The organism is Amycolatopsis sp. NPDC059027 (genome assembly GCF_042739735.1).
Classification (GTDB): Bacteria; Actinomycetota; Actinomycetes; order Mycobacteriales; family Pseudonocardiaceae; genus Amycolatopsis.
On the sequence record NZ_JBHYIK010000095.1, the window covers coordinates 14225 to 28179 of the forward strand.

General features: G+C 68.3%; 12 protein-coding genes. 2 read left to right on the forward strand and 10 right to left on the reverse strand.

Annotated features, from left to right (window positions below):
* Positions 1 to 670 precede the first annotated feature (670 nt).
* Complete coding sequence (locus ACFWY9_RS40295) at positions 671 to 1249, forward strand: DinB family protein (protein WP_378325703.1); 579 nt, start codon at positions 671 to 673, stop codon at positions 1247 to 1249.
* 13 nt (positions 1250 to 1262) lie between these two features.
* On the opposite strand, the gene ACFWY9_RS40300 is transcribed toward ACFWY9_RS40295, so the two are convergent.
* The 8 genes from ACFWY9_RS40300 to ACFWY9_RS40335 form a co-directional block, all read right to left on the reverse strand.
* Positions 1263 to 2621 (reverse strand): FAD/NAD(P)-binding protein, encoded by a 1359-nt coding sequence (locus ACFWY9_RS40300; protein WP_378341352.1) that lies wholly within the window; start codon positions 2619 to 2621, stop codon positions 1263 to 1265.
* Positions 2618 to 3079: an SRPBCC family protein gene (locus ACFWY9_RS40305; protein WP_378341353.1), complete on the reverse strand. Its 462-nt coding sequence runs from the start codon at positions 3077 to 3079 to the stop codon at positions 2618 to 2620. Before ACFWY9_RS40305 ends, ACFWY9_RS40300 begins: the two co-directional genes overlap by 4 nt.
* A 76-nt stretch (positions 3080 to 3155) precedes the next feature.
* On the reverse strand, positions 3156 to 3935 hold the full coding sequence (locus tag ACFWY9_RS40310; protein WP_378341354.1) for an SDR family oxidoreductase: 780 nt from the start codon (positions 3933 to 3935) through the stop codon (positions 3156 to 3158).
* Positions 3935 to 5080 carry a sulfotransferase family protein gene (locus ACFWY9_RS40315; protein ID WP_378325699.1) on the reverse strand — a complete coding sequence of 382 codons (1146 nt, stop codon included), beginning with the start codon at positions 5078 to 5080 and terminating at the stop codon, positions 3935 to 3937. The genes ACFWY9_RS40310 and ACFWY9_RS40315 overlap by 1 nt, the downstream gene beginning before the upstream one ends.
* The gene (locus tag ACFWY9_RS40320; RefSeq protein WP_378341355.1) at positions 5077 to 6156 is read right to left on the reverse strand and encodes a DUF1214 domain-containing protein; all 1080 of its coding nucleotides are present in this window, start codon (positions 6154 to 6156) and stop codon (positions 5077 to 5079) included. Before ACFWY9_RS40320 ends, ACFWY9_RS40315 begins: the two co-directional genes overlap by 4 nt.
* A gap of 52 nt (positions 6157 to 6208) precedes the next feature.
* Positions 6209 to 8101, reverse strand: a complete 1893-nt coding sequence (gene cysN, locus ACFWY9_RS40325; protein ID WP_378341356.1) for a sulfate adenylyltransferase subunit CysN — start codon at positions 8099 to 8101, stop codon at positions 6209 to 6211.
* Positions 8101 to 9000, reverse strand: coding sequence for a sulfate adenylyltransferase subunit CysD (gene cysD / locus ACFWY9_RS40330; RefSeq protein ID WP_378325696.1), 900 nt, complete (start codon positions 8998 to 9000; stop codon positions 8101 to 8103). Before cysD ends, cysN begins: the two co-directional genes overlap by 1 nt.
* Complete coding sequence (locus ACFWY9_RS40335) at positions 8997 to 9731, reverse strand: 3'(2'),5'-bisphosphate nucleotidase CysQ (protein ID WP_378341357.1); 735 nt, start codon at positions 9729 to 9731, stop codon at positions 8997 to 8999. The genes cysD and ACFWY9_RS40335 overlap by 4 nt, the downstream gene beginning before the upstream one ends.
* Before the next feature lie 79 nt (positions 9732 to 9810).
* Between ACFWY9_RS40335 and ACFWY9_RS40340 the strand changes: the two genes are divergently transcribed.
* Positions 9811 to 10446, forward strand: a complete 636-nt coding sequence (locus ACFWY9_RS40340) for a TetR/AcrR family transcriptional regulator (RefSeq protein ID WP_378325694.1) — start codon at positions 9811 to 9813, stop codon at positions 10444 to 10446.
* A 114-nt stretch (positions 10447 to 10560) separates the two neighbouring features.
* Here ACFWY9_RS40340 and ACFWY9_RS40345 read toward each other — a convergent pair whose 3' ends face one another.
* Both ACFWY9_RS40345 and ACFWY9_RS40350 read right to left on the reverse strand, forming a co-directional pair.
* Complete coding sequence (locus ACFWY9_RS40345; RefSeq protein ID WP_378341358.1) at positions 10561 to 10962, reverse strand: hypothetical protein; 402 nt, start codon at positions 10960 to 10962, stop codon at positions 10561 to 10563.
* A 69-nt stretch (positions 10963 to 11031) separates the two neighbouring features.
* A complete protein-coding gene (locus ACFWY9_RS40350) occupies positions 11032 to 13800 on the reverse strand; it encodes a nucleic acid/nucleotide deaminase domain-containing protein (protein WP_378341359.1) in 2769 nt (922 codons plus the stop codon).
* Between the last annotated feature and the right edge of the window lie 155 nt (positions 13801 to 13955).

Here is a 13955-nt window from a genome sequence, read left to right on the forward strand (position 1 = left end):
ATCACCCGGGGGTCTAGCTTTGGGGGGTTTTCCCGGGTCTCCCTGCGTGTGAGGGGAATATCGGCGCCCCCCCGCGCGCCAACCCCCCCCTTCACGACACAGGAGTCCACAAAGAACGCTACGAATCCGGACGCACGCGGCGGGTAGCGCGGGTTGCGACAAGGGCATCCCTCGGCGGTTCGCGCGGCTGAGGCACATGGCTCGGCAGCACCTCGCGAACGACGCGTTCGCGACGATCAACCTGGCCCCAGCGGCGTTCGGATGACGTGAAGGCGGCGTGCCACATACACTAAATTGTCCTTTGTGGACTATGTGCGGCGAAGGAACCCTTCGGTGCGTTGGAGGCTACGAAAGGCCCCTTCACGGCCTTCGAGGTTCCTCGCAGCGTGTGACTTGCGCGGTAAAAGTCGCCTGCTGGCTCGGGAGATTCATGCGTGATGACGCCCTGCTGCGGAACGAGGCGGCTTTGCTCCCCTCGCATAGGAGTGAAGGTCCCCCTCGGGGCATAGCCGGCCGGCGAATCCAGGATCAACGTCCCAAACGGAACGTTCGCGACACCGCAAGCTCGTCATCCTTTGCGGACTACGGCGCCCTGAGCGTCCCTCGGTCCGGGCCGAGCGAAGCGTTATTCGCTTGTCGCCCCTCGGGCACCTAGCCGATGATGGCGGTCATGGCGACCCGACGAGCCGACATGTTCACCGAGGACGGCAGACCGTCCCCCGACGACCCGCGCGAAGACCGGGCGAGGCTGGGTGACGAACGCACCACGCTGACCGAGTCCCTGCGCTGTCAACGGCTCACCCTGGAAATGAAATGCGCGGGCCTCGACGCGGAAGCGATGGCACGGCGCTCCATCGCGCCCTCGACGATGTCGCTCCTGGGGCTCGTGCGACATCTGGCCGAGGTGGAGCGCGCGACGTTCCGGGTGCTGATGGCAGGGCAGGACGTATCCCGGCTGTTCTGTTCCGCCGCCGAACCGGACGGCGATTTCGACGGCGCCGTTCCCGACCCTCAGATCGTCGCGCAGGCGTGGGACGCGTGGCGTGCCGAGGTGGACTTCGCCACGCGCTTCGTGGCCGACGCGCCCAGCCTCGACATCACCGGTGACGATCCCTTGAACCGGCACGGCAGCGGTGGCGGCGCGATGTCGCTGCGCGAGGTCCTGGTCAGCATGATCGAGGAGTACGCCCGCCATCTGGGGCACGTCGATCTGTTGCGCGAACGGATCGACGGCCGCACCGGCCAGTAGCTCCATCCCCGGCTCACGGCAGCGTACCGAGTCCGGCGGTCGGCGTCTTCCGCGTTGTCACGAACGACAGCACAGAAGCGGCGACGGCGTCGGCCTGGTCCCGGATCTCCGGAATGGCGGTGGATTCCCAGAGCGTGCCGACCCGTGGTGCGCCCAGCGTCCACAAAGGAGTGTCGGGACCGGTGCGGGCGAGCACACGCCCGTCGGCAGCGGTGTCGATACCCAGCCCGTGCGGGCCCGGCATCGCGAGCCCGTCCGCGAACAGACCCGGCACCAGTTTCCCGCCCGCACGCAGATCCAGCTTCGGCCCGGTGCAGTTGACGACGAGGCCGACGCGCAGCACCTGTCCGTCCGACAGCGCGACGAGCAGCCCGCCGGCGTCCTCCACCGCTCCGGTGACCTCTCCGGTGTGCAGGCGCAGACGGCCGTCCCGCCGGATCCTCCGCAGCCGATGGGCGACCACCGGCGCCATCCGGTGGCGCAGAACGTTCCAGTACCGCGACTTCTCGGCGAGAAAACGCTCCTGCTCGGCAACGGAGAACCCACGCCAGAGTGCCGAAGCGACCGGGCGGAGGCAGTCCACCGCCGACCGCCAGCTCCGCCCGCCGGACACCGCGCGCCACACCTCGTCGGGCCCCAAACCGGCGAGGTCCGGTGCGACGACCGGAGCCCCCGGCCGCGACGCGTGCGCACGGGGCAGCAAACCCGTACGGGACACCGCATGGAGTGTCCGATCCGGACGGTCGAGCTGGATGGCGAGGTCGACCATGGTCAGCCCGGTTCCGACGAACAGCACGTCCCCGTCCGAGGAGAATCCCCCGTCGCGCGCCCACGGATCGGCGACGAACCGGGGCGACTCCCGGAGCTGTCGCGGCGCCCAGCCGCAGTCCGGGGCGCAGGGCCCGACGGCGAGCACGGCCGCCGACGCGGCGAGCGTCGCACCGGACGCCAGTTCCAGTGTCACGCCCGCCTCGGACCGCTCCAGCCGCACGACTCGCTCACGCACATAGTCCCAGTGCGCGCCGCTACGCCGAGCGGTCGAATCGAGCAAAGCGCCGAGATAATCCCCGAAGTGGCGGCGCGGCAGGAACTCGCCGGGCCCCACCGGTCGCCTGAGCCGTTCACTGCTCCAGCGCACGAAACCGCTGGGGTCGGCGGGATCCGCGCCGAGTTTGCCCGCGGGCGTGTTGAGCAGGTGTTTCGGCTCGGGTGTCCGGTAGGCCGTCCCGTGCCCGACCTCGGCGGCCGGATCGATGAGGACCGGATCGATCCGGCGACGGGCCCGCGCGGCCGCGTCCAGCAGCCGGACGGCGGTCAGCACCCCGGCCGGGCCGGCGCCGACTATCGCGACGGTCGATTCCGGCGGCCTCATCTCGCCTCGGCCACCCAAAGTTCTTCGGCGCGTGCTTTCAGCGCGCGGGCGACGGCGTCGAATCCGGCCTTGACCCACTGCCCGGTCTGCTCGATCACCACATCCGCGTACTTGCCGCTGAACGTGTCCGTGGTGCGGTAGCCGCACCGGGCCGGCCCGAGCGGTTCGATCCACTGGTCGCGGAAGGCGAAGATGCCGGGCAGTTCGTCGCCGGTGTCGTACCGCAGATGACGCGGCGGGTCGACGACGCGAATGTACTCGCGGTTGACGAACGTACCCGCCGAGCCGTCCCTGTTGGGCAACGTCAGGTCGATCGCCTCGCCGACGCGCAGCGTGGTGTCCACCTTGACGGTGTACGGATTCCACTCGGGATAACGCGGATAGTCGATCAGCACGTCCCAGACGAACTCCGCGGGCGCGCCGATCTCGACCGTGACGGACTCGACAACATTACTCATGCGATCGACTCGCTCCGCGAGACAGTGTCCAATCCTTTTTGGCGCATGATGTCCATGATTCGCTCGCAAGCTTCGCTCATGACGGCATGTACTCCCCGCCGTTCACGTCCAACGTCGCCCCGGTGACCTCGCTGGCGTAGCGGGACAGCAGGAACAGCACGGAACCCGCACACGCTTCGTCCGGCGGAATCCGGCCGAGCGGGTTGCGGGCGGCGATCTCGTCGTAGACCTCCTGCTCGGACACCCCGCGCTGTTCGCCGGTCATCCGCAGGTAGTAACGGACGCCGGGGCCGTCGAGCCAGCCCATCACCGCCTGGTTGACCCGGATGCCGTGTTCGCCGAGTTCCACGGCGAGGGAGCGCGTCGCCGAGCTCATCGCCGCCTTGGCCACCGCGTACCCGCCGTCGCCCAGCATCGGCTTGCGGGTCGCCATCGTGCCGATGTTGACGATCGAGCCACGGCCCGCCGCCTTCATGTGCGGGACCACCGCGCGGGTCACGTTGAGCGCGCCGAAGAGAATGATGTCCATGGAGCGGCGTATCGCCTTCTCCGGGGTGTCGAGCAGCGCGCTGAGGCCGGGATGACCGAACGCCGAGTTGACCAGCCCCGTGATCGGGCCGAACCGCTCGACGGCGGCGTCCACCAGACGCGCCACCTCGTCGGGTTTGCGGACGTCGCAGGAAAGACCGAAGGCTTCCCCGCCCGCGGCGGTGATCTTCTCCGCTTCCTTTTCCATGACGTCGGTGGAGCGCGCCGCCATGACGACCTTCGCGCCCTCCGCCGCGGCGCGAGCGGCCAGCTTGACGCCCAGTCCGGGCCCGACCCCGGTGATGAGAACGACTTCACCGTCGAGCATCACAGGTACACCTCCAGATAGGCCGCGAAATCGCGGTCGAGTTGGTCGGCCGAGAGCCCGAAATCCTCCGCCGTGTAGGAATGCGCGGCGTTCCTTTCCTTCTTGTCACGCTCCACATAGGACATAAACGCTGCGTCGTCCGCGGCGTCGGCAGTCAGCCCCAGCTCCCCGAGCACCCGGCGGGCCTGCGCGACCGGCTCGGTCAGCATCGCGTCGAACCGGACGTCCACGAACCGGTCCGGCCGCCGGGCGCGCACCGCCGTGAACTCGCGCAGGGCGGTGGCGAACCGATCGCTCCAGTACCGGCCGACCGCGACCGGATCGCTTTTCTCGCTGTACTGCGCCGACATCGTGCACACCATCGAGGCGTAGGACGGGACCGCACGCGCCGGGGAGCGATGCGTCATCACGATCCGGCACCCCTCGAAGGTGTCCAGCACGGTGTCCACCGCGGTGAGGTGATGCGGCGATTTCAGCACCCACTTCCGGCCCGCCCGCGCCGGATCCTGCCACTGCAGGACCTGCAACCACTGGTACAGCTCCTGATACGCCTTGCTCTGGTCCGCGGCCCGCAGCCAGTCGCCGTAACTGGGCACCCAGTAGAAGGAGTCGAAGCTCATCGAGGTGAACGAGCGGTCGACCAGGATCACGTCCTCTTCCGGGCCGTCCCAGGTAATGGTGTGGATATCGCCGAAGTTCGGGGAAAGATCGAGAAACGCCTGCATTCGCTCCTGCGCGCGACGTTTGCGTTCGGCGGCGCCGGGCCCCTCACCGGGAAACGGTATCGGATAGGAGGTTTCCCAGGACAGTGTGGAAGTCAGCTTCGGGGAGGCGGCCAGCAACCGGTGCAGCAGCGTGGATCCGGTGCGTGGCAGGCCGCAGATCTCGGCCGCCACCACCGGTTCGACGTCGAGGATCTCCGGATGCTCACGTTGCACCGCTCGCAGCCGGAGCCGGTCCGCCAGCAGTGCGATCACCCTGCGCTGGGTCAGCTGGAAACCGAGTTCCGACAACCGGGCCTCGTCGTTGAGCGCGGCGACGAGCACGCCGAGCGGTTCGAGAAACCAGTCGTCGCCGAATTCGGTCAACCCCGTCTTGTCCCGCGCTGTGCTCAGCAGATCGTCGACACGCAACGACGAGGTCATCGATTCTCCTTTACCGCCAAGGAATCCGCAGGAACGACCCGGCACCGCGGGATCGGGTGCCGCTCCGCGCCGAGCCAGCGCAGCAGAGCGGTACCGGTGGTGTGCCCGCAGGTGTCGATCCAGTTGCCGACGCCGGGATCGCGGTCGGCCACGACGATGGTCACGCGGCCGTCCTCGTCCAGCGCGGCCGTGTGCTTGTTGACCGTGATGCGGCGGCGCTGGTCCAGCGACTCCATCCACCAGTTGTCCAGCTGGAAATTCCAATAAGGACAGTCCGGCACCTCGGTCTCGATCACCCACGCCTCGCCCGGCCGCAGCGTCCAGTAGCCGTGCAGGTAGAAGATCTCCGGATCACCACCGGCTCGCTGGAAGAAGTCCTGGCCGAAGTCGGGCAGTTCGTTGGGCCGGGCCATGAACTTCTCGGTCCACCTGGCGAAGGTCTCCGCGGTCCCGTGCACCGACAGCGCGGCCCTGCCGAACGCCTTGGCCAGGAACTCCGGATCCAGCTCGGCCGGTTCGCCCGGCCCCTCGATCCGCTCGATCCGCCACTGCCCCGGCGTCTCGGTAATGCGGTCGAGGTAGGTCTGCCGCACCACGAGCCCGGTGGAATCGGCGGCGAGCGGCAACCAGTTGCGACCCTGCTTCGTCGCGCTGGCGATGATCTCGATCGTCCCGTCCGGTTCGGGGACCAGCTCGGCGCCGGTCAGCTCGCCGGTGGACGCCATGGTGCCGTCCTTGGCGTACCGGTTGGCCTTGGAACCGATGCTGAAGTACGCGATGGTGCCGCGCTGCCCGGTGATCCGGTAACTGCGATCGCCACGGATGTTCGCCGACAGGTAGACGTTGTCCGGATTGTCGGCGCCGATCTTCACCAGATCGAGTTCGTGCAGCCGGGGGAAATCCGGGTCGGCGTTGTCGACGCAGGAATAGAGCATTTCGCGCGTCAACCTGCTCAAGTACCGGAAGCCTTCCGCCCGGTCGAGCGGGGTGTCCGGCGCGGTGTCCCGCAGCACGACCTGACCGGCTCGCTCCAACGCGCGGCAGAACTCGGTCCAGGCCCCGGCGATCTCGGCCACGACACCTCCTAGAACACGTTCTAGCGTGACTCTACAGCATTATGGACAACGTTCAATAGTTGCCGAGCACTCGCATCTCCCTGAGCTTGGCGAGCACCGCCTCGGCCGCCTGCTCGGCGCTCATGGCCGTGGTGTCAAGTCGCACTTCGGCGTCCCGGGGTACCTCGTACGGCGAATCGATTCCGGTGAAGTTGGCCAGTTCACCGCGCCGCGCCTTGGCGTAGAGCCCCTTCGGATCACGCCGCTCGGCCACTTCCAGCGGAGTGTCGACGTGCACTTCGCAGAATTCGCCGGATTCCACCAGGCTGCGCGCCAGCGCCCGCTCGGCGCGGAACGGCGAGATGAAGGACACCAGCACGATCAGCCCGGCGTCCACCATCAGCGCGGACACCTCGGCGATCCGGCGGATGTTCTCCACCCGGTCCGCGTCGGTGAAGCCGAGATCGGAGTTCAGGCCGTGCCGGACGTTGTCCCCGTCCAGCAGGAAGGTATGTGCTCCCTCGGCGTGCAGCGCCTTTTCCACCAGGTCGGCGATTGTCGACTTGCCGGCACCGGACAGGCCGGTGAACCACACGACGCACGGCCGGTGCCCGTTGCGCACTCCGCGCGCCCGCTTGTCCACGGTGAGGGCCTGCCACCGCAGGTTCGCGGTGCGGCGCGTCGCGAAGTCGATCATCCCGGCGCCGACCGTCCGGTTGCTCAGCGGGTCGAGCACGATGAACGAGCCGAGATCGCGGCAGGCCCGGTACGGCTCGAAGGCCACCGGCCGGTCGATGTGCAGGTTCGCCACGCAGATCTCGTTGAGGCGCACGGTCTTGGCAGGCAGATGCGCCTGGGTGTCCACGTCGATCCGGTACTTCGGGTGTTCGGCGGTGAACCCGGTCGTACGCGCACCGAACTTGGCCAGGTACCGCCTGCCGGGCAGCATCTCGTGCTCGTCCATCCAGACCAGGTGCGCCTGGAACGCGTCGGCGACCTCCGCGGGCGCCTCCAGCGCGGCCAGCACACTGCCCCGGCTGACGTCCACCTCGTCCGCCAGCACCACGGTGACCGAATGCCCGCTGACCGCCTGCTCCCGATCACCGTCCATGGTCACGATTCGCTCCACAGTGGACTCATGACCGCCCGGCAGCACCCGGACGCGCTCCCCGCGGCGGAGCGTGCCCCGCACCACCCGCCCGGAGAAGCCGCGGAAAGTGTCGTCCGGCCGGTTCACCCACTGCACGAGCAGCCGCGCCGGGCCGGTGGACGCGCCGTCGTCCACCTCGACCGATTCCAGCCATTCGACCAACGTCGGCCCTTCGTACCACGGCGTCCGTTCACTGCGAGCGACCACGTTGGCCCCCTCGACGGCGGACACCGGAATGCAGGCGACGTCCCCGATGCCCAGTGCCGCGGCGAAAGCGCGGTACTCCGCGCTGATCTCGTCGAACACGGCCTTCGAGTAGCCGACGAGGTCGAGCTTGTTCACCGCGAGCACCACGTGCCGGATTCCCAGCAGTGCCACCACATGGGTGTGCCTGCGAGTCTGGGTGAGCAGGCCCTTGCGGGCGTCGAGCAGGATCACCGCGGCGTCCGCTGTGGACGCACCGGTCACCATGTTGCGGGTGTACTGCTCGTGGCCAGGGGTGTCCGCGACGATGAAGCGGCGGCGCTCGGTGGCGAAGAACCGGTGCGCCACGTCGATGGTGATGCCCTGTTCCCGTTCGGCGGCCAGGCCGTCGACGAGCAGCGCGAAGTCGAGGTCGGCTCCCCTGGTGCCGTGCCGCTTCGAATCGGCGGTGAGCGCGGCGAGTTGATCACTGTAGAGCAGTTTGGACTCGTACAGCAGCCTGCCGATCAGCGTGCTCTTGCCGTCGTCGACACTGCCGCAGGTGATGAATCGCAGCAGATCGGCGTGTTCGACGTCCTCGCCGTCCCGCACCTCGGTGATCGCCTGGGTCATCAGAAGTAGCCTTCCTGCTTCTTCCGCTCCATCGAGCCGGAATGGTCGTGGTCGATCACCCTCCCCTGCCGCTCGGACGTGGTGGCCGTCCGCATTTCGGCGATGATCTCGTCGATCGTGCGAGCACTGCTCTCCACGGCCCCGGTCAGCGGATAGCAGCCCAGCGTGCGGAACCGGACGCTGCGCGTCGCCGGGACCTCGCCGTCCGCGAGCGGCATCCGGTCGTCGTCCACCATGATCAGCGTGCCGTCGCGCTCGACGACCGGCCGCTGGGCGGCGAAGTACAGCGGCACGATCGGGATCCGCTCGCGCCGGATGTAGCGCCACACGTCGAGTTCGGTCCAGTTGGACAGCGGGAACACCCGGATGCTCTCGCCGGGCCCGATCCGGGTGTTGTACAGCCGCCACAGCTCCGGCCGCTGGTTCTTCGGCTCCCACCGGTGCTGGGCGCTGCGGAAGGAGAACACCCGCTCCTTGGCGCGGGAGGCCTCCTCGTCCCGCCGGGCGCCACCGAACGCGAAGTCGAACCGGTGCTTGTCCATGGCCTGCCGCAGACCCTGGGTCTTCCACAGGTCGGTGTGCGTTGCCGACCCGTGGTCGAACGGATTGATGCCCTGCGCGAGACAGTCCGGATTGCGGTGCACGATCAGGTCGAGACCGAGACGCCGCGCGGTCTCGTCCCGGAAAGCGATCATCTCCCGGAACTTCCACGTGGTGTCCACATGCAACAGGGGGAAGGGCAGCGGGCTCGGATAGAAAGCCTTGCGCGCCAGGTGCAACAGCACCGAACTGTCCTTGCCGATCGAGTAGAGCAGCACCGGCCGTTCGCTCTCCGCGACAGCCTCGCGGAAGATGTCGATGCTGTCGGCCTCCAGCCGGTCGAGATGGTCCAGTGTCATGCCGGCACCTCCGCCAGTACCGCGCCCGCCAGCTCCGGCCTGCACACCAGCAGATCGGGAACGCGCAGGTCTGCTTTGTTGTACGTCAGCGCGGTGCCGTCCAGCCGCGAGGTGTGCAGACCGGCGGCCCTGGCCACCGCGACCGGCGCCGCGGAGTCCCACTCGTACTGGCCGCCGCTGTGCAGGTAGACGTCCACCTCGCCGCTGACCACCGCCATCACCTTCGCGCCCGCGCTGCCCATCGGCACGAGTTCTGCGTCCAATGTGGACACCAACTGGCGGGCTTCCGCCGGTGGCCGCGTTCTGCTCACCGCGATGCGCAGGCGCCCGGCCCGCGCGGGCGGAGACGGGATGGGCTCATCGGTGGCGTAGGTGCGGCCGAGTGCGGGCAGGGCGACGGCCCCCGCGGTCAGCTCCCCCGCCTGCCACAACGCGACGTGGACCGCCCAGTCCGTACGGCCGGGCTCGCCGAATTCCCTGGTGCCGTCCAGCGGATCGACGATCCACACCCGGTCGGCGGCCAGTCTGGCCGGATCGTCCGGCGCCTCCTCGGACAACACCGCGTCCGCGGGCCGGTGCGCGCGAAGCTGTCGATCGATGACCTCCTGCGCCCGCCGGTCACCCTCCGCGCGCACCGCGTCCGGGTCGTGGTTCGTCCGCCGGAGATCCAGCAGGACCGCGCCCGCCGCGTCCGCGAGGCGGCGGGCCAATGCCGCGTCCATCTCGTCCATGAGGCCACCATAACCGCAAAATGAACAACGTCCAATACTTAAAATGAACATCGTCCAGACTTGCGCTAAGGTCGTTTCCATGGCGAAGACCGAGACGACCGGCCCGCTGCCGACAGCATGGGGTGACGCCGAGGGCAGGCGGCGTGACATCCTGGCCTCCGCCGAGCGGCTCATCGAGGAGTCCGGCTACACGGCGCTGACCATGCGCGCGATCGCCGCCGGAGCCGGTGTCAGCTCCGGCACCGTGTACCAGTACTTCGGCGGCAAGGACGACGTCTTCGTCGCGCTGACCGCCCGACGCCTCGAAGACATCCAGGCCACTCTGTCCGAAGTGGACGTCACGATCGGTATCGCCGGAGTACTCCGTGAAATTCTGCCGCAGATCACCGAACTCTGGCGCAGGCTCGGGCGCTCCGCCCCGCAGTGGGAGGCGAAGGTGCTCGCGGGCGGACGGCGCTCGAAGGGCGTGGCGACATCGGCGACGGTGTACCGGCACACCCTGAAGGCGCTCGTGAAGACGCTACGGGAGAGCGCGGAGGCGCACGGCCAGACCCTGATCGACGATCCCGCCCTCGCGCACTGGGTGTGGGACGCGCTCATCGGCGTCGCGGACGACCTGCTCCTCGGCGGATCCCGGCAGGACCGCATCCGGCCGGAGCGCCTGATCACCTTCGCCACCGAAGCCGTCGAGCGCAGCATCGTGATATCAGGCTAACTCCGGAAGCCGACCAATGACCGCCTTTCGCCCGGGTGGCCGGGAGGTCGCACCCCCGGCCACCCCACAAGGCAGCCAGTGGTCAACTAATCTTTACCGTACCCGGCACCCTTATCACGATTTATTCCCCGGCGCCGAGCGCACATACAACACCGGACTCATTTCCTCTACTATTTCGACAGTAAATCCCGCAGCACTCAGGATGGACTTGATTGCATTTCTCATCGTTCCTTTGATCGCTTCATAATAGGCCACCACCGGCCTTTCTGTTTGCCCAGAGAAAATCGCATCCTGGACTTCGTCCAGAAGCTCGGATTTGGTGATCCAGCTAACAGAAACGCCCCCGCTGCCGTCTACGGCGGCATGAATCTCGACTTCCGCACCAGGGCGACCTTCGACGTCGCGATTACCGCGATAGGAAACCAAACCCGCACGAGCCAGCTCGGCGCACACTTGGGTTGCCAACCGGCCGTAGGCGGCAAGCACGTCATTCGATGCACCCGCTTGATCAGACATCTTTCTCAGGCTCCAGCTTATCTACAATCCAATGGACAGAGTGCAGGCGAGTATAGCCCAGCATACGAGCTACCCGCGGCGCGCGTCTTGGATCATACGCTTGAGCAGATCAGTGGTAGCGTCATACCACTCTTTACTGTAAGGAACAGACCAGGTGATCGGCGTTCCCTGCTCGAGATCTTTGAGGAGTTTTTCGCAGTCATCGCAGGGGGATCGTTCAGTGTAAATGGCTTTGATATCCCTTGCGGTAAAACCCTTGGCCTGGAGTTGTTCGAGGATATGCCCTTCGGAGTGCACCTGTTGCCCGTCGGCGCTGCTGAAGCCAACTACGAAATCGTCGGGAACGTTGGGGTTTTCGCTCTTCCAGCCGGGTACCCTGGCGACGGCGACGTTTCGTCCGGGGCCGTATCCCGCTCTTTCACGGGCGATGAATGCGAGCTTGCCGAGTTCGTCGCTGTTGTAGGGGATGAGGCCGCAGGCAGGAACCGCGAACCCCGCGTATCCGGCGCCTTTCCAGAGGCAGGGCGGAACGGGCCAGCGAGCGAGTTGTTGCTGAAGTCGCGCGATGCGGGATCCGGCTGCGGAGGCTCCCGCGGCGTCTTCTTCGAGGAGCGCGCGCAGCCGTAGCCCGCCGATGCCACCGGCGGCGCCCCCGATGCCGGAGAACAGCCCCGCCGCGATATCGGAGGTGACGAGCGGAGCGAGTTCGATACCCCACGGAGTAGCGGCGAAGAGCACGGTGCAGGCTTCGGCGCACAGCGCGCCCCCGACCACTCCGATTTCCAGGAACAGCAGGCCCTTCGCGAACGCGACGCCCGCCTCGATGAGCGGGGTGGCCAGGGTCAGCGCCTGCATGGCTTCGAAGTGCGGGCTCAGAACCTCGTGCAGGCAGTTCTGGCGATAGTTTTCACTTCCGCTGAACAGGAGATTGCACAGCTTGGACCGTTCGAGTGCCACTTCCCCGGGATGCAGCGCCGTGTACCCGCTCGTGTAGATGCAGTTCTTGTATTCCTCGGGGTTGACGTGCTCGAGGTACTTACATTCCCCGGCAAGGCGCTGCGCGATGTCGGCCCTGACGGACTTGATTTTCTGGTTGTAGACGTTGATGGCCTCGTTGGCCGCGGCGACGGCCTCGTCGACCTTCTTACCCGCCGCGATCAGGTTGTCGTAGGCCTCGCGAGCGGCGTCGTTGGCGGCACGGGCATAGCCGGCGGCCTCCTGAGCCGAGACCTGTGCCCATACCGCGGAACGACTTGCGCGTTGCGCGGACGCCTTCGCCGACTCGGCCGCTCTGCCCGCGGTGGCGGCGGATTCGGCCGCGTTACGGGCGGACTGTTCGGCTTCGAGGGCGTGCCGGTGAGCCTCCTTCGCGTATCCGGAAGCCTCGCCGGCGTATTTTTCGGCCGCCTTCCCCCAGGCGTCCGCCTCCTTGGCGGCATTGCGGGCGATCGCGGCCACCTTCTGCGCGATCGCCGCGTTCTGCGCGGCTTCGGTGGCGGCGCGGATCGCCTCGGAGAGGAAGCCGGCCACCGTGGCGAGATGGGCGGCCGCCTCTTGGTCGTGGCGAGCGGCGACATGCTGGCCGCTCGCGAGGAACTCCCGGATCAGCCCCGGCGGGCCCGCCAGCGTGGCGTTCGCCATAGCCTTGAGTTCGAGCCCGCTCGTGTCCGCGGCCGCGAGCTGGTTGACATGCAGCCGGTCGTCGGTCCCCAGCGCGTTGTACTGCCCCTTGTCCAGGAACTCGCGGTAGGCGTCGCCGTTGTTGGTGTCGAGCGCCTTCTGCGCGGCCTGCACGACGGTCGTGTTGCCCGCCGTCTTCGCTGCCGCGAGGATCTGGTTGACCGTGAGCCGGGACTCGGTGTCGCGGGCGGGGTAGTCCGGGTTTCGCAGGAACCGGGCGACGTCCTCGTCGGATCCGGCGAGGGCGGCGTCGGCCGCGGCGCGCATCTTGTCACTACCGGTCTTCGCCAGGCTGGTCAACGTCTCCCGGTCGTCCTGGCCGGTGGCCCTGGCGATACCGGTGCGGACGTAGTTGATCACCTCGGCGTCGGCGCCGGAGAGCGCGGCCGCCGCGGCGGCGCGGTTCCACGAACCGCCCGTGCCGGTCAGCCGCAGCGCGATCTTCCGGCCGTCGGCGATGACGAGCGCGGGATCAGCGTTCGGTGCGCTCGCTTCCGCCAGCAGGCGCTGGGTTTCCGCGTCCCGCTGGGCTTCCTGGGTCGCGGCCCAGTTCTTGCTCGCCTCGAGTTTGGCGCCGGCGTCGGCGGCATCCCTCGCCGCTTCCTCGACCTGCTGGGACTGCACCGCCAGCCGCTCGGCGTCGGCTTTGCGGGCAGCCTCGAACAGGGCGACAGCCGTGCTCGCGGCGGTGTTGGCGCGTTCGGCGGCGGCGCTGGCGACGTTGGCGTGCTCGGTCGCCTCCTTGGCCGCGTCGGCCGCGTTCCCGGCGTGTGCGACCGCCGCGTCCGCCGCCGCGGCGGCGGCCCGTGCGTCGTCGGCGGCGCGGTTGGCCGCGTCCCGCGAGTCGTAGGCGGCTTGTTTGGCCTCACCGGCGAAGGCGTAGGCCGCGTTGGCGGCCCGGTCCGCTCGCGCGGACTGCGCCCGTGCGGCCGCGGCGGCTTTGTTGGCCCTGCTGGCGTCCGCCCCCGCCTCACTTGCGTAGCGGCCCGCCTCGGCGGCCGCATCCCCCGCCTGCTTGGCATGGCCACCGGCCACCCTGATCGCGTTGATCGCGGCCTGCGCGTTTTCCGCGGCCTTCCCGGCCGCGTCGGCGGCGCTGGCGATGTCCTTCGCGTGGTTGGCGGCTTCCCTGGCGTCCTTGGCAGCCTGGACGGCCACGTCGATCCTGCACTTGCAGAGGTCTGTCCGGACATCCGCCGCCGCCGAAGCGGCACGCGCCGCGGCCTGCCCGGCCTTCGACGCCGCGGCCGACGCCCGGACCGCCCCCCCCGCGGGGGCCCCCCACACACCCGCGCCGCGCGGCCCGCCCCCCC

Coding starts and splice junctions, on each gene's coding strand:
- ACFWY9_RS40300 (WP_378341352.1), bottom strand. CDS start 2,621: ATGAGGCCGCCGGAATCGACCGTCGCGATAGTCGGCGCCGGCCCGGCC.
- cysD (WP_378325696.1), bottom strand. CDS start 9,000: ATGACACTGGACCATCTCGACCGGCTGGAGGCCGACAGCATCGACATC.
- ACFWY9_RS40340 (WP_378325694.1), top strand. CDS start 9,811: ATGGCGAAGACCGAGACGACCGGCCCGCTGCCGACAGCATGGGGTGAC.
- ACFWY9_RS40310 (WP_378341354.1), bottom strand. CDS start 3,935: ATGCTCGACGGTGAAGTCGTTCTCATCACCGGGGTCGGGCCCGGACTG.
- ACFWY9_RS40295 (WP_378325703.1), top strand. CDS start 671: ATGGCGACCCGACGAGCCGACATGTTCACCGAGGACGGCAGACCGTCC.
- ACFWY9_RS40335 (WP_378341357.1), bottom strand. CDS start 9,731: ATGGACGAGATGGACGCGGCATTGGCCCGCCGCCTCGCGGACGCGGCG.
- cysN (WP_378341356.1), bottom strand. CDS start 8,101: ATGACCCAGGCGATCACCGAGGTGCGGGACGGCGAGGACGTCGAACAC.
- ACFWY9_RS40345 (WP_378341358.1), bottom strand. CDS start 10,962: ATGTCTGATCAAGCGGGTGCATCGAATGACGTGCTTGCCGCCTACGGC.
- ACFWY9_RS40305 (WP_378341353.1), bottom strand. CDS start 3,079: ATGAGTAATGTTGTCGAGTCCGTCACGGTCGAGATCGGCGCGCCCGCG.
- ACFWY9_RS40315 (WP_378325699.1), bottom strand. CDS start 5,080: ATGACCTCGTCGTTGCGTGTCGACGATCTGCTGAGCACAGCGCGGGAC.